This window comes from Planococcus sp. APC 3900 (assembly GCF_030407735.1).
Taxonomy (GTDB): domain Bacteria; phylum Bacillota; class Bacilli; order Bacillales_A; family Planococcaceae; genus Planococcus; species Planococcus notacanthi.
Genome location: NZ_JASDCT010000006.1, coordinates 83,087 through 104,288 on the forward strand (window position 1 = coordinate 83,087; position 21,202 = coordinate 104,288).

The following is a 21,202-nucleotide window of genomic DNA, read 5'->3' on the forward strand; positions in this document are numbered from 1 at the left end:
AAAAAAGAGAATGAGGTGTTCGATTCATGAGTACAAACAAAACAGGTTTAACAACCAGCTGGGGTGCCCCAGTCGGAGACAACCAAAATTCACAGACAGCCGGACAACGCGGTCCAGTCCTATTGCAAGATGTTCATCTTCTCGAAAAACTTGCACACTTCAACAGAGAACGTGTTCCTGAGCGTGTAGTACATGCTAAAGGCGCAGGTGCTCATGGTTATTTCGAAGTCACTAATGATGTATCTAAATATACGAAAGCTGCTTTCCTATCGGAAGTCGGCAAGAAAACTGAACTATTCGCTCGTTTCTCAACAGTTGCCGGCGAACTCGGTTCTGCTGACACTGTCCGCGATCCACGTGGCTTCTCGTTGAAATTCTATACAGAAGAAGGAAACTATGACCTAGTCGGCAACAACACGCCAATCTTCTTCATTCAGGACGCAATTAAATTCCCTGATTTTATCCATACCCAAAAACGTGATCCACGCACGCACTTGAAAAACCCTAACGCAGTGTGGGATTTCTGGTCATTATCACCAGAATCGTTGCACCAAGTCACTTACTTGATGGGCGACCGCGGAATTCCTGCAACACTTCGCCACATGCATGGTTTTGGCAGCCATACATTCAAATGGACAAACGCTGAAGGCGAATCTGTTTGGATCAAATACCACATCTTGACTGAGCAAGGCATCCAAAACATCACGCAGGAAGTAGCTGACAAAATTGCTGGCGAAAATCCTGATTTCCACACTGAAGACCTTTTCAATGCAATTGAAGAAGGCGACTTCCCAGCTTGGAAAATGTATGTACAAGTTATGCCTTTGGAAGATGCGAACACGTATCGCTTCGACCCATTCGATGTAACGAAAACATGGTCTCACAAAGACTATCCGTTGGTTGAAGTTGGCCGCATGGTGCTTAACCGCAACCCAGAGAACTATTTTGCTGAAGTCGAGCAAGCCACTTTCTCTCCAGGTACATTGGTTCCTGGCATCGACGTATCACCGGATAAAATGCTTCAAGGCCGTTTGTTCGCATACCATGATGCACACCGTTACCGCGTAGGCGCTAACCACCAGATGCTGCCGATCAACGCAGCGAAAAACCAAGTCAACAACTACCAACGCGATGGCCAAATGAACTTCGGCAATAACGGAGGCGGTTCTGTTTATTACGAGCCAAACAGCTACGGCGGACCAACTGAAACTGCAGCTGCTAAACCAGCTCCACTTGAAGTAACCGGCGTTACGGATTCAGTGCCATATTTCAAAGAAGACTATTACACACAACCAGGCGACCTTTACCGCCTGCAAAGCCCAGAAGAGCAAGAACGTCTTGTGGCAACATTCGTTGGCGGCTTAAGCGCTGTCGACAAAGAAGACATCAAGCTTCGCCAAATCAGCCATTTGTACAAAGCAGATGCTGAATTCGGTAAACGCGTAGCTGAAGGCCTTGGTCTTTCAGTTCCCGATCTTACTGAAACAAAGTAATTAATTGATAAAAATCTACCGATATTCTCAATTAGCCGTTTGTCCTTTTTAGGGATAAACGGCTTTTTTGATTTTAGAGATAAAAATTCAGCTATTAATTTTTTGTTAGCCATCAAAAAAGAGACCCGCTAAGGTCTCTTTTCCTACTCGTTCTCTACATCAACTAATTGATTGGCAATGATTTTTGCCAAATCAGCACCGTTTTGGATACAAGCACCAATGCCTACGCCAAAATAAGAAGAACCCGCCAGTTTCACGTTAGGGACTGAGCTCTCCATTTTCAGCTCCAACGCACTGATCGCTGTTTTATGGCCCATATGGTAGTTAGGCATGAGATCTTTCCAACCCGTCACTTCAACAGCCATAGGTATTTCCTCGATTCCCAAGCTTTTTCGGACATCTTCTCTTGCCACTTTGACCAGTTCGTCTTCAGACAAATCCTTCAGCATGCCATAGCTGGGATGCGAGCTCTTGTAGAATAGCCGAACCAGCAATTTATGGCTCTTCGACGTATGGCTCCACTTCCGGCTGGTCCATGTGCAGGCATTGCAATGCAGATCGCTTTCTTGTGAGACGATAAAACCGGTCCCATCTTCCGGCAACTGCTTGTCTGGAATATCAAACCCCATGTAGACACTGATCAATGACGAATTCAGGAATTGGTCGAATTCATTATCCAACTCTTTTATTCCTAAAAGCTTCTGGGCCACTTGATGGGGCGTCGCTAAAATCACATAATCCGCCTCTATCGCTTCTCCGTCTTCGAGCTCAACCAAGTAACGTTCTCCGTCTTTCTTAACCGATCGGGTTCCAGTCCCTTTCAGAATACGGACATCTTCCAATTTGTTCTCCAAGCCATCGATCAGAACCTGCATCCCTTGATCAAAAGAAATGAACTTCTTATTCACCGCCCCTTGGAAAAACTCTTTGTTCGCTTCAAACCCCTTAATGATGCTGCCGTATTTATTTTTGTAATCAACCAGATACGGCAATGTCGAAGCCAGGGTCAATTCGTGTAGATTCCCCGAATAGACCCCTGATAAAACAGGTGCAATTTGGTTTTCGACCAATTCCTTGCCAAGAAACGCTTCAAGAAACTCTCCAATTGAGCTGTCCCGTGTAAAGCTGTTGTTGGCACTGTCCAAGTCCTTCAACGCCTCTTGTTTTCCTTCTTCAGAAACAAGCGTCGAACTGAAGAGCGCTTCTTTACTCATAGGAATGCCAAATACCGTATCCTTTGGAATGGCATGCAGCACATTATTGGCATATAAATAAGAAATTCCTGTGCCGTTGTAGACAACCCGTTCCTTAAGCCCAAGGTCTTCAATCAGCGGCATGACGCTGGCATGGCGTGCCACGATGGAATCCGCTCCAACTTCCATAATAAATTCATCGTCTGCTACCGTCTTGATCTTGCCGCCTAATTGCGGCTCCCGTTCAATCAGCACCAGCTCAAGATCAAGGTTTTCCTGCTGGTTCAGCTTCTGTAAATAATACATGGCGGAAAGGCCGGTGATGCCTCCCCCGATGACTACAGCTTTTTTCAACTTAATCCACTCCTTGCTTATGCTTCTATTCTACCAATATTCTGGGCTGTCAGCCTTGTTCTTTTTGTCTGTTTTGATACGCTTTTCTGGCCTGTACATGGTAGGATGAAGATAGATACCCGCATGTACATTGCGAAAAGGAGAGACTTACAATGATGAACGCTATTGATCAGAATATAATGGAAAGACGCTCAATCAAGAAATTCAAGGTTGATGCTGTCAATGTCGAAGAGATCATCGAGCTTTTGAACGTGGCTAAATGGGCACCGAACCATAAAGTCAATGAACCTTGGCGTTTTCTGCTGTATACAGACGGCGGAAAAGAAAAATTCGTCCAGGCGTTTCTTGAAGCCATGCGCACACCGGATGGAGAAATCCCGTCCAAAGCGCTGAATAAAGCCGATTACTTCCGCAGCATTCCGTTGCACCTGGTTGTCGTCATGCCTGAAGATCCGAGACAAAGAAGATGGGATGAAGACTACGGCGCAGTTTCTTCCATGCTGCAAAACTTTCAGCTGGCTGCATGGGAACGCGGCATCGGCATGATCTGGCGCTCCAACGACTGGATCTACAACCCCGTGTTCCGCGAAGCCATCGGCGTGAAGCCCGGCGAGAAAATCATCGCTACGATGATGATCGGCTACCCTGCCCATGTTCCCGCAAAGCAGGAGCGTACCGATATCCGCGAAAAACTGACCATCATCAGCGAATAAGAAACAGGTTCAGAGATGCCCCAGACTGTGGCATCTCTTTTTTTAGTTCGAATCCGCAAAAAACGCTTGTAACCCTGCCCGTCTTCACCTATTATTTACGTAACTTGGGAACCATTCCGTATTGTTGCGGTCTAATGAATAAAGCACCTTGGGAGGGATGGCGGTATGATGAAAACAGTTTGGATGGCCCTTCTCTACCTGTGCATCTTCAGCTTGTCCATTTACCTTTATTCGGTACAATCAAATGGCCCCGCTGACGAACTGCATCAGCGGCTTTTGCCCGTCGACATTAAAACCGTGAAGGCAGGCATGAGCAAGGCGGAGCTTCAGGAAATCGTTACAGAAGCCAAGAAAAACGAAGATATCCTCTCCATCGCAGGCATGCAGCATAGCCAAGGCGGACAGACGGTGTACCCGAACGGCATCATGATCGATATGAAGCCATACAATCAAATCTTGGAAGTCGACCTGCAAGCAAAAACAGTGACAGTCCAAAGCGGTGCGACATGGGCGGACATTCAGGAAGCCATCAACCCACATGGTTTATCGCTGAAAGTCAGCCAATCACAGAATATCTTCACGGTTGGCGGTTCGCTGAGCGTCAACGCCCATGGACTGGACATCCGCAATGGGGGTCTATCGGATACGGTGTCCTCGATGCGTTTCATGAATGCGGATGGAAAAATTCTTCAGTTAAGTCCCACAGAAAACAGGGAGTTGTTTGCTGCTGTCATCGGCGGCTATGGCTTGTTCGGCATCATCTTGGATGTCACGCTCCAGCTTACGGACGATGAGTTGTATGAAATCGAAACAAACAGCATGTCTTACAGTGATTATCCTTCTTATTTCAAACAGCAAGTAAAAGATGACCCAGAGGCCGCCATGCACTTGGCCCGCATTTCCATTTCACCCGAAACTTTTATGGAAGAGATGTACACCATCACTTACAAGTCTGCACAAGACCAGAAGCAGCTGGCTGACTACCAAAAGTTGAAGACTGAAAACCTCATCGCTGTGCCGAAGTTTTTCCTTGGCCTTTCGCGCATTAACGATGCCGGCAAAAACAGCTTTTGGGAAACCCAAAAAATCTACACAGAAAAAATCGATGGCAATCTGGTTTCCCGAAACAATGCCATGCGATCAGATTCAGAATTTATGGAGTACGACAATAGCCGAAAAACCGAAATTCTTCAGGAATACTTTGTTCCGATCGGGCAATTTGAAGAATATATCCCTGCTTTGAAAGCTGTGCTTGAAGCTCACCCCGATTTCAATTTATTGAATGTCACCATCCGTTATGTTGAACAAAATGACAATGCGGTCCTGTCCTACGCCAAAGAGGACATGTTTTCGCTTGTGCTGTTGATCAATCAGGGAACCGATGCAGAAAGTGTGGAAAAGACGCAGGAAGTTGTGCGCGAAATGATCGATGCTACACTTGCGCATGACGGCAGTTATTACTTGCCTTATTTCGGTTATCCCACAAAAAAACAAATGGAGAAAGCTTATCCGAGAACTGGAGAATTTTTCGAACTGAAGGACCGTTTTGATCCGGACCATCGCTTCATGAATTTATTTTACGAGGAGTATCGCCCATGAACTACAAACGTTTCATTTACTACCAAGGCACCATCGGCATGGCCTCCAGCATGATATTCCCGTTTTATATTCTGTTGATCCGGAACGTCGGCGACAGCTATGCCCAGTTTGGCTGGGCATACGGCCTGTTCGCTTTGACCGCTGCCCTGTGCTACCCGCTGATTGGAAAATATGCAGACCGGGTCGGAGACAAAACCCTGCTTTCCATCTACTCCTGGGGAATGGCGATTTTGTTGCTGTTCTTTCCGCTGGCCTCAGAGGTTTGGCATGTATACATGCTGCAAATACTTATGGGCGTCTTGGGAGCTGTTCAGAAAAACTCTGAAAAAACGGTTTTGGCACGCTATGTGACAAAAGAAATCGCTGGGACACAAATCGGAAACTACCATGTCTGGACATCGGTCGCCGCGGCCATTGCCGTCATCGCCACAGGCTACCTCGTCGATTTTCTGACGATTGCCAGCATTTTTTATATTGCTTCCCTGGTCTTTGCCTGGAGCGGGCTGCAGCTTTGGAAACTTGAAACTGCAAAAACGTAATATCAACTCTTCTTTCCATTAAAAAAGGCGTCTTCCATCCTGCCATCACAATGGCTGGACAGAAGACGTCTTTTTACAGAGAAGTTATACAGTCTTTTTGTTTAAAACAGACATGGCGCCCATCGCTCCTGAGAACTCTCCATTATCGGGAAACACGGGAACAGAGCCGCGCAGAATCGTATAACTTTTCACCACTTCTTTTAATAATGGGTTGTCGATGAAAGAAGAACCGATATACACAATGGTTGAGCTTCTGCATTGCCGTGCTGCTTGAACGCTCACCGTACTGACCGTTTCGCCAACCAACCCGATGACCGTGGCCAACAACTCTTCTTTTGTCAGATCACTTGAAATCGAAAATAAGTCTTGCCCAAAATTACTGGCCGTCAATTCACCCGAAATCGGAGGCTCCTTGCCTTCGTAGATATGCTTGACCTTCAAATCGATCCGGTCACGGGATCCCTGGCTCGCCAACGCCACAATCTCATCGTAACGGGTAACACCCGTCAATAGATGGCTCAAGCCAATCAATGTTCCGCCACCGACTCCGGTACCGCCTAAGCGCTCCTGGACATTGTCCTGAATGCAATGGATGGAAGTTCCGGTTCCCACATTCGTCACCAGATAAGCATCCTCCAGAAGGTCCATCTCTTTAAGCAATACTTGTACACCAAGGTGTGTCGCTTCAAATTCCACCATTTCCTGTGCTGGCTGATCGAGCAAGGAAACCAGAACACCCGATTTCCCTCCTGTCACACAAACCTGACAGTCGCCAAGACCATTTACCCAGCCGGCAACCTGTTCCATTTCAGCAATCGGATATTTTTCAAAATGGACTTTCCCTTTTTCGGTATACGCCACTTTGATCAACGTACCGCCTGCATCTATTCCGACAATCATTTCCGCACCTGCTCTTTCTCGCATCCTTCTATAAAAATGCCAGATAATTTATAAACATATGATGAAATTCTACCATACTCGATTATTTTATGGGAGATGTTTGCAAGTTGAATCAGTTAGCTATCTTTTTGGGGTGTTATCTACCGTCTTGCTGCGGTGAGCGCTACGTAAAAAAGAACCCCATCAAAGTCTTGCTCCAAAGAGGGCTGATTATAAGTGTTGTGCTCTACTTCCGATAATCCCTCACATGTTAACTAAAAATAAATATCGTGAAAATTTCATTCTCCCCTTGAACCTTACGTAGGGTAATGTTTTATAGTAAAGCTAGCTTACTTTTGCAAAAGGGGGGAATCGTTGTGCAAAATGCCATTGTTAAGGCATTAATTAAAGAAGAACAGATTCGTCTATATTTTATTGATAATTCCCAGTTGCTTCGCGATATCTATGCCTTAAACCAGGAACTTCCTAAACCGCTTAAACTACTGTTAGGCAAAACGATATCAGCAATGAGCATACTCTCTGGTACGCTCAAAGGGAACCAGCGAATGAGCCTCCAGGTAACGTTGAGCAATCCTCTCCATAAGATTTTTGCGGAAGCCGAAGCCAATGGAAATGTCAGAGGATACCTGAACGAGGAACTTTTGAGTTCTTCTAATATAGAAGAAAAGTCGATGCAAGATTTGATTGGACCTTCTGGGATGATCCGTGTCATAAAGGGTTCTGAGATGAATCAATTCACCAGCATTACCGATATGCCAAATCAACATATCACGGATGATATCGCCAACTATTTTGTGCAGAGTGATCAGACGCCGACCTATCTTTATTCCGACATTCAGTTGGATAAGGGAGGTTCCCTTCTTTCCAGCCATGCACTATATGCACAACTGCTTCCCGGTGCACCACCACAACTGCTTTCAGAAGTGAAAATGATTGTGAAAGCCAATCCGGATATTTTCAGTAAACTAAACGCTGAAGAAGCGAGTGACAGCGAAGAAGCGTTAACCCAGTTGTTTGGGGATGCAAAAATTATTGGCCATAGCTCCAGTCAATTTTTCTGCGGATGCAGTAAAGAAATGTTCTATGGCATGCTTTATTCATTGAGTGAAGAGGAAATCAAACGGAGCATTGAACGAAAGGAAGACATTGAAGCTTTTTGCCATATTTGCGGGAAAACCTACACGTTTGAGCAAAAGGAGATGCAGCAACTCTTCTAACTTCGAATTTCTCGGTTTTAGTTGGTGAATAGAAATGTTGTTAAATGGAGGCTAAGCGAATGAAGGAACATTGGAAAGTCGGAGAAGTTGCCGAATTGGCGGGTTTAACGATTCGAACTTTACGCTATTACGATCAAATCTGTTTATTTTCACCTTCTCAGTATACGGAGTCAGGGCATCGGCTTTACACGAAAGCAGATTTGGTCCGTCTTCAGCCAATTTTGTCCTTAAAGCAGATGGGCATGTCGTTAGAAGAAATACAACTTCTGTTGTCTAATCCGGAGGAACAAACCGTTGCAGAGATTTTGCAAACCCAAATTTCCCGCGTCAAAAAAGAGATAGAGGTTCAGCAAAAACTAGTAGCAGAGCTGGAAAATGCGTTATCGGCTGCGCGCAGCAATCGGACCATGTCGATTCCAGAACTTACTAAATTAATGGAGGCGCTGAAAATGAATAAGGAAAAATACTTTTCGAAGCAGCAATTGGCTACCATGGAAAGCCGATATGAAAATGCCGACAAACAACTTTTAAAGCAGGCAGAGCAAGAATTTAACGGTCTTATCAAGGAAATTCGTTTGGAAAAAGAAAAAGGCGCTTCTCCTTCCGATGAAAAAGTACAAGGTTTAACGAAAAAATGGAATGACATCGTGAATGCCTTTTCCGAAGACGATAGGACTTTCCGCAAGCAAGCCGAACATTTCCACGCCGAAAACCCCGGTAACGAACTGCAATATGAAATAGATGGCGAGCTATACCAATTTATCAACCAAGCATTAAACCATAAGTGATTTTATATGAAAGGAAGAGGAAAAGCTGATAAGTTGGCTTCCCTTTTCCTTTCTTGTATTTGTTTTTAAAGAACTTCCGATAACGTCATGATATGTAAACCTCATTCATTTTAGATGAACTCTTACAAAGCTTGGAAAGCACTACTTGATATAATAAAGGTTACGCAGTCAATTTTTTTCTGCTAAGCCATTTCAATGCTCGTCAAAAAAATAGAGAAATGCCTTTCCGCTAATAATCGGAAAGGCATTTCTCTATTATTCAGTTTTTAATACCACGATAATAATGAAAAGGCTGTAAATAAGCAAAAACCATGAATTTTGCCGGTTCCGGACAGTATCGCCAACTAAGTGGAGAATTCCACTACCAAATGCTTCAGCTTCCCATGCGGTTTGCGCTTCCCTTGTCACTCCACCGTTACTTCCGCAGCAAGAGAATACGAAAAGTCAGCGGGCAGATCGAACGGCATCACACGCACCAAATCTCCCTCCTTCAATTCTTCATACGCCTCCACTTTTCCTTTGAAAACCGTGGCATCCGTCAAATGCACGTCCTCAACAGATGAATCGCCCCAAAAGCCAGTTGACACCCTTTCCACAGTAAAACTTGCTTCCGCTTTTTCAGTCACGACCCCCTCAATGATTCCTAAAAAGAATGAACTTGACTGGATCAGCAAGGCAACCGCAACGAGCCAGACAAACATTTCGCTCAACATGAAAAGGGATTGCTTCGGGTGCTTGGAAGCTTTCCACTCAAAGTACGCTTCCACTGCATAAGTCAGAATGATAAATACAATGAGATAGACGAGCATATAAACAATTGAATTCTCTTCGGCAATGACATAAAACAACGTTGCCATCCCTGCAATCAACAGGATCCCCCGCACAAACCAGTCCACTTTCAAGTGAGTTTCATTTATATAATTATTCGAAAAGAACTTCTTCTTCCGCGGCTCGACCTTCAGCCACTTCTTGAGAGCGAATTTGATGATGGCGTTCACTGCGTACACGATAAATAGGAACAGTAATATCTTAAACCACATATTGCGACCTCCCTCCACTTACTTTTGCTGAATAATCAAAAGAACTCCTTAGGTTGAAAATAGAATGGGAGTACTTCCTTATTTTTTCACTGGATAGAAGCAGGAAAACACCTCCGCTACCTATAATATTACCTTACCATTTGCATAATATTCGAAATACTGTTTTTTGTTATTTTTCATCATATCTAGCTCTCCCTTCAAACGGTTATAAAAACATCAGTTCATATTAATACCCGCTACTTTAAAAACCTGCAACAAACCTCCAGAGAATATGGCCGTTCGTAAAAGTACACTTCTCCAAGCAACAAGGGAAGAAACCTTAAACGAGTTCCTTCCCTTCTGATAACTTTACGATATGTAAACTTAGATTCTTTCAAAAACACGATTTTATAACCATAGAGAATAGCCTTTTGAATGTATCATTTTTTCTAGCAAATCCATTCTTATCTCTCGCTCTTCGAAGATCACTGAAATAAAGGTTTTGAATGTAACTTACTTGATAATAAGTTACATTCAAAATCAAGAAAAAATTATGAATAGCCAGTTTAAAATAACTTTTCCATTGGAAATGATTGGTATAATTAGTACTGACGAAGGTGATTTCTAATATGACCAGTACGAACGAAAAAAGTGCAAGAATGGACGGGTATCCTACAAAGTCTGATGGAGGTAAAAAATGAAGAAGAAATTGTTGTTTGCTCTTTTATGTATTCTAGTAATTGGTGTTGGTTATACAGTATTTTATGTTAATCAGTATTCTGTTAAAGACAGTCGAGCGTCTATCCATGCTGATTTGACGACATGGGAAAGTAGAGGAAGCGAAGAGGAAATTGAAATTAAAATCCTGGAAATGACACAGATCGACCATACTACATCGTACGTTGTGCTTTTTGAGACAGCAGATAAATATGTGGGGTATGCACACTTGCTTAAAGGGTGGAATGGACAATTCAAAATTGTAGAATCAGGTGCAGGAACGAATATTGTCAAATACCGTGACCTTAAAACGAATCAAGGCGTATATGGTATTCTGGCCGGAAAAAATCCGGATTTGCGAATCGATCACATTACGGCGAAATCTGAATTTGCCGATGAGGACTTCAGTTTCACTTCACCTATTCCTGAAGATGCAACGTTTTTGGTATACAAAAAACTCCCTGAAGATTTAAAAGAGACTTTTCTTACCTTTACGCTTTACGATGAAAACGGAAAGGTAATTGAGCCGGCAAGTGAATAGAGTGATAGACAAAAAGAAGAATAAAAGCCTTTGTAATCAATAAAATGAATGTAACTTAATTACACTTATGTTACATTCAGAATTCTTAAAAAATATTCTTTATTTCAGTTATACTAAAGACAATAATTGTCTTTCTAAAAAAGATAATTGTCCTAAGCTAGTCGAACTTAAGGTTTCAGAACTAGTAATTTTTGAGATAACTATTCTTTGTATGAGAAAGGTGGAGCGTTGGTATGTCAAGACTAGATAATTCCCGATGGAAAATGAGTATGGCTGGCTTTACTGCATTTGTTTTAGCTACTATTTTCTTCTTAATAACGGGACCTAATATACCTGGAATACTTGGCTTTTTAATATCCGCAATAGTATTGTTCATTCTAAATGCTGTTTATGTCTTATATACAAACAAGAAATCAGGTAACGCAAAAAAATCAAATATAGACTAACTGTTTAACATTTGTTTTCTCTTAATTTGAATGTAACTTAATTCACATTAAGTTACATTCAGATTCAGTAAAAGATCTCTATGACACTTATTTTTTAACGTACTTAGGTAAAAACAAAGAGCTACTGCCCATTAATATTCCTCCCAGTACTGCAAGAAGTACGCCAACTATAATCCATGTTGTAGTTAAAAAAGTGGATACATAAATTCCTGTAGTTAGGAATATCAAGCCTATAAACATATATGCTAGTAGCTTCCCCATTTTCTCCCCCCTATAAGTATTTTGAATGTAACTTAACTGCACTTAAGTTACATTCAATTCCGCTAAAACAGTACCCTTTATTTGTTCCAGATTCTGGCCCATAAACTTCGTGTGTCTTTTTTGTGTGTTACCGTTTGAGTTTCACTTTCTGGCTCCTGTGAGGACGATTCTGGCGCATCTAACTCGGATTCTTCCGGTACTGGTGTAAGTAACTGCTTCTGTTGTTCTTCCATCCGATCGATCTTTTGCTGCATTTTCTCCAGGACTTCCACAAACATAATATCCCGTTCTTTTTGGCGCTCTTCTTGTTGCTGCAACTGGGTTTTCAGCTCTTTGACTTCATTTAACGTAGCAGCTGCTATGTCGTCGCTATCGCGCTCGCGTGGCGCTACGGAGACGCTCTTTTTTAAACCACTAGAGGCTTCTATGACAGCCTCTTCAAGCGATTTCTTACCGCTATGTACTGTCTCTATGATGCCTTCAATCGCTATGCACTCGCTATCTGTGTAGAGACGGGCATTTTTATGTGTTCGTTTGAATTGAATTCCTTCCTGTTCAAGTAAAGCCGAATACTTTCGTAATGTAGAGGGTTGGATATTTAATTTGGTACTTACTTCGCTAGGAGTCATCGAACACTCGCCCCTCTTTTTTTATTTACAATTTATATATAACTCTAAAAGAAGTTGCCACCTTCTCAAAGGTGTAGCCTTTGTTAATCAGTTTCTATAATTATTTACCCGTTTGATCTAACTCTCGTTTTATAAAATCTATATTACATCTCAATCATCAAATTAATTAGATTAAAGTACATTAAAAGTCAAAAAAACATCATAAATTTATAAATAAAAATTATTTTTAATTTATGTATACTATTTGAACCAATACCATTAGACTATATTAAAACCAAAATTTAGTTAGAATGGAAGTTCTTTATTGAAAAAGTCATTAGCAATGGGGTTAGTATTTATTTCTATATTCACATTTTCTCAATCTTCGTATGCCACAGTTCCTACATCGTCGCCAGTTTCTATAAATAAACAAGTAAGTTCAGGCGGAGAAATTATCAGTCCTGAAATTGCTACTTCAGCTTTAGAAAAATATATCAGAGATAATGGATTAAAACACGCTGATCAAGAGCTTATTCTACAAGAATTTTTGTATGATGTTGATGATACTCTTGTCGCTTACTACTTCACAGTAAAAAACGATGATGGTTATTATATAGTAACGGCTGTTGACTCTTTAAATCCAATTAATGAGTATAGCGAGGAAGGCAATTTCCCAACCGATTTTAAAGAAAAAGGAGATAAAAAAGCTTATTATTTAGGACCTGGTGCTGTGGTTTTCTTAAATAATACTGAAGAGTTGAAAGCATGGTTTCAAGATAGTAAAAAACAACAAGTCGAATTGTTTAATCAACAAAAAAAAGAATTTAAAGCTGTACAGAAAGAAACTAAAATAAAAAAAGAAAAATTAATTATTGAGATTAAAGCAGGTAATAACTTAAGTGCTCAGAGTAGAAATGCAATTACAGAAAAACAGACTTTAGTCGATACGTTGAGTGAAGATGAAGCAGAAATACAAATGTTATTAGAAGATGTCACAGCTGAATCTGAGGATTTAGAACGGGGCGCTTTGGAACCTTTTGATAAGGACAATGAAAGAAATGAATTTTGGGATGAATTATTAAGTGAAACTCCCCTTGAGCCAGCTTCTTCGTTTTCAATAGCTGATGAGCAAAGTGCTTTTGATGAAACAGTAGAAGAAGATAGTACTCCAGAAGAAATAATAGTCGAAGACAGTTACGAAGATACAATAATAGATCCAATAACCGGAGAAATAGTTTCAGGTGTAGTGACATCTGCAGCAACCTCTTATAGTCAAACGTTATTGGTAGAAAGATTTTATCAACGAGGGCCATATGTAAACTTTCCAAAATCGGCATGCGGACCCACAACAGCTGCCATGATAATGGACTATTACCACGATGTCCGTAAATTTAATATTCGAGATGAAACTTATTTTTCTGGAACCTCTTATGATCAAAAAGTAGGTAAACTTATAAACAACATGCGTAGTGACATGGGGGCTGGACTTGCAGGATCAACATTACGGCAATTATCCAACGGGATGATAAAACATATAAATGAAACTGCAACATCAACATGGAGTTATACAGAAGTCAAAGACCCACACTTAAGTTCTTATAACAATAGTTTGAAATATAGAAATGCTTTAAATAACAGACATCCGGTCGGAATTAGGTTTGACTATAATTCTGACACTACGGGTTTGAAATATCATTTCGTTGTAGGTGTAGAATGGAGATTAGCAGGGGCTAAAAAAGACGATCTAAAGATTGGGTATAAGAATCCAGATGGAATAACTACCGGTATACAAACGATAGATTGGGGAAATAATGTGAAAAACTTCGAATTTACTTCTCTATCCTATAAATAGAGAGAAGAATCCTATACTTTTTTACTGTTAATTATTTGAATTGAGGAGGCGGAAAATGAAAAAAACTCTTTTATGGATTAGCGTGGTTGTTGTAATAATCCTTGTTATCTTTCTTGTAACTGGGTATCACACCACTCCAGAGGGCGCATTCGAAGAACTGCAACAATCAACAGATGCTACACTTATTCCTATGGTACACGAGGAACATGTAATCCTGATAGATGAAAATGGGGCGCTTTCCGTTGCACTCATGACCACCGAGCGGCGCTTCTTGTTTAACATATTTTACACAGACTTCGAAATTTTTCCTACCAACCTGAATGTGTTTGATGTAAATCTAAACCATACAATTGCATTTCTACACGCACCGGAAAATTCGGAATACACTTACGGCCTCGTTAAAAATGAAGAGGTCAAATACTTAGCAGGTTCATGGTATCCAGAATACGAAGACCCGTTAGCAGTTTATCCATTGACAGACTATATTTCTAAAGACGATGTCGAAGATGTCATTCTCTGGTTTTTCCCTCAAGAGTTAGAAGAGGACACAATATCCTCCGACCTTAATTTTCTAGATCGAAACGAAGAATTAATTGAGGAAATTAAAAAGGATTTTACAACGGAAGAATTTTTTATTGAAGAGATTAATCCATAGATAAGATGAGGAGAACTTACACAAAATAACTGTGTCCATTTTGAATTTTCTGCAGAGGATTTGATCAAAATACAATTGGCAACATCTACTTATCAATCAAAAAAAGAGAAAAGAGCATAAGCCTCTTTTAAAAGTAAATGAACCAGTTTACATATCACAAGTTACCGGAAGTTAGAGGCTGAAAAAATGATAAGGGAGGAATTTCTTTGAATTCCGATCAATATGGTTCGGGTATAATAACCCTACTCCTGGGGGTTGCTTGTTTAGTAGCAGGAATAGTCTACATAAAGAAAAAAAGATTTCTTGAGACAGATGATTTTAGCGGATTTCAAAATACACTATTCCTTCCACCAATCGTAAATTTCTGGCTATTAAAATTGTTTTTGATCATAAGCGGTTCGCTTTTTATATTATTCGGTATCTATTTAATCGTAATTGGTGTGTTTTGAATAAAATCTCTGCGGTAGGCTATCAGAAGTAGCAGGAATTCTAATAGCCAAATAGGAAGAGCTCCTAAAGTTAAACAACTTTCTAAATGAACTTGACGAGAAAAAGGACCTAGATCGAAATCGCAGTTCCGTATTTGTCATTCGAATTTTTACGAATTACAAATTATAAGAGCCATTAAGAAGAGAAAGAAGATGCTGAGTTAATAACATCTTCTTTCTCTTTAATTAGGAGACTTCCGATAATTCGGGATATGTAAACTAATCATTAGAAATATTAATTACTGCTTTTCGCAAATGACGGAAAACATTCGATGCGGAACTTGCACTACATCCCCCTCGAGCTGCTCTTTCAGTAAAAGTGATAAGGTCTTATCAAATGCTATTGGAAAAACCTCCAATAGGGTCACTTTTTAAGTGTCCATTATTGGAGGTTTAATTCACTGGCAGTCCTTTTTCATTTTTAAATTTTCACAGTAGAATTCAATGATTCCCATTCTTCTCTTAAAATTCCCATACGAATAGAATCATAATATTTATTTTCGTAAAAACGTACTTTTCTAATGCGAGCTTCTAGTTGCATCCCTAATTTCTCTCCAACTCGAATCATTCTTTCATTGCCGGACCAAGTAGTCAATCCTACCCTTACAGCTGGTAATGAGTTAAAAATATGATTAAGCCAGAGTTTCAGAGAACGAGTTCCTATCCCTTTATTCCAGTTATGGCCTTCATGAATGACAATTCCTACCTCTAACCAGTTAGATTGTTCATCTTCAAAGTAATAGGAGACAATCCCACATACTATATCGTTGCTTGTAATAACCCAAAAACTCTCTTTATCCACCAACGTTGGTGCCGTTTCGAGAAATTTTTCGTAAGGCTTAGATTTATGAGGGAAATAGGGAGCATCCCATTTTTTCCATTCTGGCGCATCTTCTTTGTAGATTAATTCCCAAAGTACGGGCAGGTCTGTCTCATTCACAGGGCGAATTGCTAATTCTTCATCTTTATACATACGTGTCCTCTTTTCATTTTTTTATTCTTATTACTGAAAAGAAGATTAAATCAATCTACTTTTCAATCACCTTATATATTTTTGAGTTTTTCATATGAATCACACCTCTCTATGTAGTAATTTAATTATATCATTAAGACCATTTACAATTATTGGTTTTTTCGAACTATTTATTAAGTAAGATACCAATTTATTTATAAATTATCATCACTCCTATAGATTAGCTGGTTTATGATTGATATTTTAATTTCACGAGACAAGTAACCGTTCGTAAAAGTACACTTTTACGAACGATTTGAAAAGGGCTGAAAATGACCAAAAAGAACGTTCGTAAACATGTCAAATCACTTTACGAACGTTCGCTGATCCTCACCTACTTTTACGAACAATATGATTTTTGAGGTAATGTAAAATAATTCTACTCAGTAAAAAGCCGGATGTCTTAGTAAGACACCCGGCCACGCTATTCATGTATCTAAAAAATTCTTTCCAACTAACTCTTTTGACGAAAGTACAAATGCTTCTACTAAACGCACGGTATTCTCAAGATCGTCTAAATCAACAACTTCAATCGGGGTGTGGGTATAACGTGAAGGAATCGATACGACTCCTGATGAAACTCCAGTAGAAGTCATATGAATGGCTCCCGCATCAGTCCCGATCCCCATGAAAATTTCCTGTTGATAAGGAATATCTTGCTCTCCTGCTACTTTTTCCAAAAGTCCGGTGACCAGCGGATGCGAAATCAATGACTTGTCTGCAATTTTTATGCACGGGCCCTGCCCAAGAACTCTGGTTCCTGTCATCAATACATCATACGTATCACTGGTGGGCGTCGTATCAATCGCCAGTGCAAAGTCCGGTTTCTTGTTCGGCGATAGTACAGAAGCCCCTCTTAACCCCACTTCTTCTTGCACAGTAAAGACGCAGTAGATATCGCCATAGAGTTTCTCGGGATTTGCTTGAAGCCGGTTAATCAGTTCGATCAACACCGCACATCCTGCTCGGTCGTCCAGCGCTTTTCCGACTACCCGATTGCGTTTTTTATCTCCCGCCAACTTCAGGCCGCTGCCATAACTGATTGGCTGCCCCACTTTGATACCCATTTCCAGAACTTCCTCAGCAGAAGCTGCCCCGACATCGATATACATATCCCGATGAGACGCGATCCGCTTTGGATCATCCCATTTCACGTAATGAACAGCCAAAGTTCCGATCACACCTTCTATATAGCCGTCCGTTCCTTTAATAGCAACTGGCTGAGCAAGCAAGACGCGGTTATCGAATCCACCCAGCAGTTCAAAACGCAATGTTCCGTTCGGCTCGATTTTTTTGACGATAAACCCGATTTCATCCGCATGTGCTGCCAATAGGATCGACGGCATTTCCGGATCCGTCCCTTTTACTGTGGCAATCAGATTGCCGAGCGCATCGATTTCCAGCACGTCTACTTTGTCTTGAATTTCATTTTTGATGAAACGCTGTACATCCTGTTCAAAGCCGCTTGGCCCGATCAGTTCACATAAACCTTTCAGTAATTCATACAACAATCATCCACTCCAAACTATTGGTTTGATAAATATACATCAGTCATCAAGTCATTGCTCATGGGATGCGGTTTGTAGTCTTCCACATAATCGCTTTGTGCAAGCGGCGGAGTCGTATAGGCAAGCATTACCCACGGTGCATCTTCTTGGAACAATTGCTGCGCTTCCTTGTAAAGTTCTGTGCGTTTATCCTGGTCCAGGGTTTCTCTGGCTTCCGTGATCAAGGAAGTGAACTCATCACTCTTATAAAAAGCGATATTCTGCGCCGGCACTTCTGCGTTAGTCTTACTCAAGTTTGGATAGAGGAAGTTATCCGGATCAGCCATAACGCCAGTCCAGCCATACATAGCCATGGTATGCTTTCCACTCTTCGTGTCATCCAAATAAGTTGCCCACTCCGTCGATACAATCTCGGCTGTAATGCCGATTTCGGCCAGATCTGACTGAATTGCTTCAGCAATTTTCATCGGTTCGGGCAAATAAGGGCGCGGATTGCTCATGGTATACAATTCCGTCTCAAAACCATTTTCATAGCCGGCTTCAGCCAAGAGCTTTTTCGCTTCCTCGACATTGTAATCGTATTTCTCCAAGGTATCATCGTAGCTCCATAACGAAGGCGGCAATGGACTCGTTGCCGGATCTGCCATTCCATTATAGAAAGCATCGACAATTTCCTCTTTATTGATGGCCATATTAATCGCTTTTCGCACCAATGGATCATCAAACGGCTCTTTTTCCATATTGAACGCCATGTAACCGATATTGAAGCTTGGACGTTTCTGTAGTTCGAGCCCCTGCGTTTCTTCCACGACATTGGTGTCTCCGGCATTCATTCCATCAAGTACATCGATTTCGCCGGTCTGCAGCGCGTTCAAGCGCGCCGAATTTTCGGGAATCACCTGGTAGATGAGTTTGTCCAAATAAGGTTTCCCTTCCATCCAGTAATCCGGGTTTTTTGCCAATGTAATGGTGCTGTTGCGGCTCCATTCTTCAAACATAAATGGCCCTGTACCCACTGGGTGCTCATTCAATTCAGCACCGTATTGCTCAATAGCGGCCGGACTCGCAATCCCGAACATGGATATAGCTAAATAACTGAGGAACGGAGCTGTTTTGCGCTTCAATTTGATTTCAAGCTCATGTTCTCCTGTAGCGACTACATGCTCAATCAGGTGATTTTCATCTCCTTTAAATCCGCCATAAAGAAACGGGTAGTAAGGAAAATCTCCTTGATGGTACGGGTTTTCAGTGTCCATCCACCGTTCAAAGTTGAAGACTACTGCATCGGCATTGAAATCAGTTCCATCATGAAATTTAACGCCTTCCCGCAACTGGAATGTCCAAGTCAATCCGTCTTCACTAGAACTGTACTCGGTTGCAAGCTTCGGCTGCAGCTCCAAATTATGATCGTATTCCAATAAGGTTTCGAAAACATTGTGGGTGACCCGAATGGATTCCCCGTCCGTCACGTTAATCGGATCCAGTCCAACCGAGTCAGCTCCACGGCCATAAATCAATGTGCCGCCCTGCTTGTCTTCCTCAGTCATTTCTCCCCCACTATTTTCCGTCTCTCCTGATTCGGAGTTTCCAGAACAGGCAGCCAGCAATAAAACCAAAATCAGCAACATATAAAATGGGCGATGTGATTTCTTCTTCATGATGTTTCCTCCTCGTTTGTTTTCTGCCTTTCCTCTACATTCTGGAAATCAATTAATTATAAATATAGACAAAAAGTAGATAAATAAAAGTATAAGTATTTTAATTTGAATTTTCAAATAAATATTCATCTTTAATTCAAAGAAAGTATCTGACCTATAGAACCCGGCCTTTAAATCGGTCCCCAATTAATCAGCACGCCGATTGTCAGCATAATAACGGCAATGACTGTCCACATCAACAATAAAGGCAGCATCCACTTCGCCCATTTGATCCAGGGTACGCCTGCTACAGCGAGGCTGGCCATCAAAGGTCCGGATGTTGGAAATATACTGTTGGTGAATCCATCACCAAACTGATAGGCCTGAACAGCAACTTGCCTTGTAACGCCGATCATATCCGACAATGGCGTCAGAATCGGCATAACAATCATGGCTTGTCCACTTCCCGAAGGGACCAAGAAGTTCAAAGCACCATTGGCGACGAACATCCCCAACGCCGCAAAGACCGGCGTCAGTCCTTCTAAAGGGACCGAGAGTGCTTGGACAAAAGTATCCAAAATCAACGCATTTTCCATAACAATCAAGATTGCCCGGGCTACCCCGATAATCAATGCCCCATACACCAAATTTTTGCAGCCCTCCAAGAAGGTCAAAGTTAATTTATTGTAATCCATTCCGGCAATGATGCCTGCACCAATGCCGATTATGATAAAGAATGCGGCCATATGGTCAATGGTCCATTGAAATTCAATGGTCGCATAAACAAAGAACGCCAGGCAGAGTCCGACAAATGACAAAATCAGCTTGTGCCGTCCGGTAAATGGAGCATCCAGTGGAGATTCCCCTTCTTTGCCTTCATCCAGCACACCAATCAGGCTTCTCGATGGATCTGCCAATACTTTCTTTGCGTAGCTCCACGTGTACAAAATCGTCACACCGACAATCACCACAAAAGCGATTACGCGCAACCCCATGCCGGAAAACAACGGCACATCCGCAATAGACTGAGCAATACCCACTGTATAAGGATTCAAAAATCCGACATTGAATCCAGCAAATGTTGCCCCAAACGTAATGGCCACGGCAACAATGGCATCCAGCTTTAAAGCTCTTGCAATGATGACCCCAATTGCCACAAACGGAATAATCGAGTTTGCTACCGCTCCGACTGCTCCACCAAGAGCAAACAGGATGGAGACCAAAGCAATGAGCAGGAACTCTTTTCCTTTGGTTTTATTGACTGCGCGCAGGATGCCTCCTTTGATCGCTCCAGAACGCTCCACCACTTCGAATGCCCCACCGGCAAACAGGACCAGGAAAATCAATCCGCCCGATTGTACCATCCCTTCCTGCAAAGCAAGGAAAATGTCCATGAAACCTGTAGGATTGCTGTCAGTTTGTGCATATGTATTCGGTACGACCCGTTCTACTTCATCTACCAGTTCTCGTTCAAAAGTTCCCGCCGGCACAATATAAGTGGCTGCCACAGCGATCAATAACACAATAAACAAGATGACGTATGTATCAGGCATTTCAAACTTTCTTTTTTTCTTGTTTTTAGCTTCTTGCTGATTTTCGGGAACACTCATAAACGGTTCATTTCCTTTCGACTCGTTGATTTCCTTCCCACTATTTCGCCTA

Annotated in this window: 19 protein-coding genes; 10 read left to right on the forward strand and 9 right to left on the reverse strand. The window is 41.7% G+C overall.

All coding sequences use genetic code 11. The features are described from left to right. Positions 1–26 precede the first annotated feature (26 nt). Entirely contained in the window at positions 27–1,493 is a 1,467-nt protein-coding gene (gene katA / locus QMA04_RS13050; protein ID WP_290186267.1) for a catalase KatA, read from the forward strand. 143 nt (positions 1,494–1,636) lie between these two features. Here katA and QMA04_RS13055 read toward each other — a convergent pair whose 3' ends face one another. After that, entirely contained in the window at positions 1,637–3,040 is a 1,404-nt protein-coding gene (locus tag QMA04_RS13055; RefSeq protein WP_290186269.1) for a protoporphyrinogen oxidase, read from the reverse strand. Between the two features lie 155 nt (positions 3,041–3,195). On the opposite strand from QMA04_RS13055, the gene QMA04_RS13060 reads away from it, so the two are divergent. The 3 genes from QMA04_RS13060 to QMA04_RS13070 all read left to right on the forward strand — a co-directional run bounded on the left by QMA04_RS13060 (position 3,196) and on the right by QMA04_RS13070 (position 5,891). Continuing rightward, on the forward strand, positions 3,196–3,753 hold the full coding sequence (locus QMA04_RS13060; RefSeq protein ID WP_290186485.1) for a nitroreductase family protein: 558 nt from the start codon (positions 3,196–3,198) through the stop codon (positions 3,751–3,753). Positions 3,754–3,918: 165 nt separating this feature from the next. Continuing rightward, complete coding sequence (locus QMA04_RS13065; protein ID WP_290186271.1) at positions 3,919–5,352, forward strand: FAD-binding oxidoreductase; 1,434 nt, start codon at positions 3,919–3,921, stop codon at positions 5,350–5,352. Then, entirely contained in the window at positions 5,349–5,891 is a 543-nt protein-coding gene (locus QMA04_RS13070; protein WP_290186273.1) for an MFS transporter, read from the forward strand. Before QMA04_RS13065 ends, QMA04_RS13070 begins: the two co-directional genes overlap by 4 nt. Positions 5,892–5,975: 84 nt before the next feature. On the opposite strand, the gene coaW is transcribed toward QMA04_RS13070, so the two are convergent. Continuing rightward, positions 5,976–6,791, reverse strand: a complete 816-nt coding sequence (gene coaW / locus QMA04_RS13075; RefSeq protein ID WP_290186275.1) for a type II pantothenate kinase — start codon at positions 6,789–6,791, stop codon at positions 5,976–5,978. A gap of 356 nt (positions 6,792–7,147) precedes the next feature. Here coaW and QMA04_RS13080 point away from each other — a divergent pair, with 356 nt between their 5' ends. Next, complete coding sequence (locus tag QMA04_RS13080; RefSeq protein WP_290186277.1) at positions 7,148–8,008, forward strand: Hsp33 family molecular chaperone HslO; 861 nt, start codon at positions 7,148–7,150, stop codon at positions 8,006–8,008. 59 nt (positions 8,009–8,067) lie between these two features. Next, complete coding sequence (locus QMA04_RS13085; protein ID WP_290186279.1) at positions 8,068–8,796, forward strand: MerR family transcriptional regulator; 729 nt, start codon at positions 8,068–8,070, stop codon at positions 8,794–8,796. Positions 8,797–9,200: 404 nt separating this feature from the next. Here the strand turns inward: QMA04_RS13085 and QMA04_RS13090 are convergent, their stop codons facing one another. After that, positions 9,201–9,836, reverse strand: a complete 636-nt coding sequence (locus QMA04_RS13090) for a DUF4181 domain-containing protein (RefSeq protein WP_290186281.1) — start codon at positions 9,834–9,836, stop codon at positions 9,201–9,203. Between the two features lie 676 nt (positions 9,837–10,512). Here QMA04_RS13090 and QMA04_RS13095 point away from each other — a divergent pair. Continuing rightward, a complete protein-coding gene (locus tag QMA04_RS13095; RefSeq protein ID WP_290186283.1) occupies positions 10,513–11,073 on the forward strand; it encodes a hypothetical protein in 561 nt (186 codons plus the stop codon). A 233-nt stretch (positions 11,074–11,306) separates the two neighbouring features. Further along, entirely contained in the window at positions 11,307–11,519 is a 213-nt protein-coding gene (locus QMA04_RS13100; protein ID WP_101191804.1) for a hypothetical protein, read from the forward strand. Positions 11,520–11,606: 87 nt separating this feature from the next. Here the strand turns inward: QMA04_RS13100 and QMA04_RS13105 are convergent, their stop codons facing one another. Continuing rightward, positions 11,607–11,780 carry a hypothetical protein gene (locus tag QMA04_RS13105; protein ID WP_290186289.1) on the reverse strand — a complete coding sequence of 58 codons (174 nt, stop codon included), beginning with the start codon at positions 11,778–11,780 and terminating at the stop codon, positions 11,607–11,609. A 77-nt stretch (positions 11,781–11,857) separates the two neighbouring features. Continuing rightward, entirely contained in the window at positions 11,858–12,409 is a 552-nt protein-coding gene (locus tag QMA04_RS13110; protein ID WP_290186291.1) for a MerR family transcriptional regulator, read from the reverse strand. 304 nt (positions 12,410–12,713) lie between these two features. Here QMA04_RS13110 and QMA04_RS13115 point away from each other — a divergent pair, with 304 nt between their 5' ends. Both QMA04_RS13115 and QMA04_RS13120 read left to right on the forward strand, forming a co-directional pair. Further along, a complete protein-coding gene (locus tag QMA04_RS13115; RefSeq protein ID WP_290186293.1) occupies positions 12,714–14,240 on the forward strand; it encodes a hypothetical protein in 1,527 nt (508 codons plus the stop codon). A gap of 55 nt (positions 14,241–14,295) precedes the next feature. Continuing rightward, positions 14,296–14,895: a hypothetical protein gene (locus QMA04_RS13120; protein WP_290186295.1), complete on the forward strand. Its 600-nt coding sequence runs from the start codon at positions 14,296–14,298 to the stop codon at positions 14,893–14,895. 909 nt (positions 14,896–15,804) lie between these two features. Here the strand turns inward: QMA04_RS13120 and QMA04_RS13125 are convergent. The 4 genes from QMA04_RS13125 to QMA04_RS13140 form a co-directional block, all read right to left on the reverse strand. Then, positions 15,805–16,356 (reverse strand): GNAT family N-acetyltransferase, encoded by a 552-nt coding sequence (locus tag QMA04_RS13125; protein ID WP_290186297.1) that lies wholly within the window; start codon positions 16,354–16,356, stop codon positions 15,805–15,807. Positions 16,357–16,823: 467 nt separating this feature from the next. Further along, entirely contained in the window at positions 16,824–17,903 is a 1,080-nt protein-coding gene (locus tag QMA04_RS13130) for a M42 family metallopeptidase (protein ID WP_290186299.1), read from the reverse strand. A 17-nt stretch (positions 17,904–17,920) separates the two neighbouring features. Then, positions 17,921–19,561 carry an ABC transporter substrate-binding protein gene (locus QMA04_RS13135; protein WP_290186301.1) on the reverse strand — a complete coding sequence of 547 codons (1,641 nt, stop codon included), beginning with the start codon at positions 19,559–19,561 and terminating at the stop codon, positions 17,921–17,923. Positions 19,562–19,731: 170 nt separating this feature from the next. Then, positions 19,732–21,150, reverse strand: a complete 1,419-nt coding sequence (locus tag QMA04_RS13140; RefSeq protein WP_225218474.1) for a YfcC family protein — start codon at positions 21,148–21,150, stop codon at positions 19,732–19,734. Positions 21,151–21,202 lie beyond the last annotated feature (52 nt).

Excerpts from the sequence above, each read along its gene's own strand:
- katA (WP_290186267.1), top strand. The coding sequence starts at position 27 with ATGAGTACAAACAAAACAGGTTTAACAACCAGCTGGGGTGCCCCAGTC.
- QMA04_RS13060 (WP_290186485.1), top strand. The coding sequence starts at position 3,196 with ATGAACGCTATTGATCAGAATATAATGGAAAGACGCTCAATCAAGAAA.
- QMA04_RS13065 (WP_290186271.1), top strand. The coding sequence starts at position 3,919 with ATGATGAAAACAGTTTGGATGGCCCTTCTCTACCTGTGCATCTTCAGC.
- QMA04_RS13070 (WP_290186273.1), top strand. The coding sequence starts at position 5,349 with ATGAACTACAAACGTTTCATTTACTACCAAGGCACCATCGGCATGGCC.
- coaW (WP_290186275.1), bottom strand. The coding sequence starts at position 6,791 with ATGATTGTCGGAATAGATGCAGGCGGTACGTTGATCAAAGTGGCGTAT.
- QMA04_RS13085 (WP_290186279.1), top strand. The coding sequence starts at position 8,068 with ATGAAGGAACATTGGAAAGTCGGAGAAGTTGCCGAATTGGCGGGTTTA.
- QMA04_RS13090 (WP_290186281.1), bottom strand. The coding sequence starts at position 9,836 with ATGTGGTTTAAGATATTACTGTTCCTATTTATCGTGTACGCAGTGAAC.
- QMA04_RS13095 (WP_290186283.1), top strand. The coding sequence starts at position 10,513 with ATGAAGAAGAAATTGTTGTTTGCTCTTTTATGTATTCTAGTAATTGGT.
- QMA04_RS13100 (WP_101191804.1), top strand. The coding sequence starts at position 11,307 with ATGTCAAGACTAGATAATTCCCGATGGAAAATGAGTATGGCTGGCTTT.
- QMA04_RS13105 (WP_290186289.1), bottom strand. The coding sequence starts at position 11,780 with ATGGGGAAGCTACTAGCATATATGTTTATAGGCTTGATATTCCTAACT.
- QMA04_RS13110 (WP_290186291.1), bottom strand. The coding sequence starts at position 12,409 with ATGACTCCTAGCGAAGTAAGTACCAAATTAAATATCCAACCCTCTACA.
- QMA04_RS13120 (WP_290186295.1), top strand. The coding sequence starts at position 14,296 with ATGAAAAAAACTCTTTTATGGATTAGCGTGGTTGTTGTAATAATCCTT.
- QMA04_RS13125 (WP_290186297.1), bottom strand. The coding sequence starts at position 16,356 with ATGTATAAAGATGAAGAATTAGCAATTCGCCCTGTGAATGAGACAGAC.
- QMA04_RS13135 (WP_290186301.1), bottom strand. The coding sequence starts at position 19,561 with ATGAAGAAGAAATCACATCGCCCATTTTATATGTTGCTGATTTTGGTT.
- QMA04_RS13140 (WP_225218474.1), bottom strand. The coding sequence starts at position 21,150 with ATGAGTGTTCCCGAAAATCAGCAAGAAGCTAAAAACAAGAAAAAAAGA.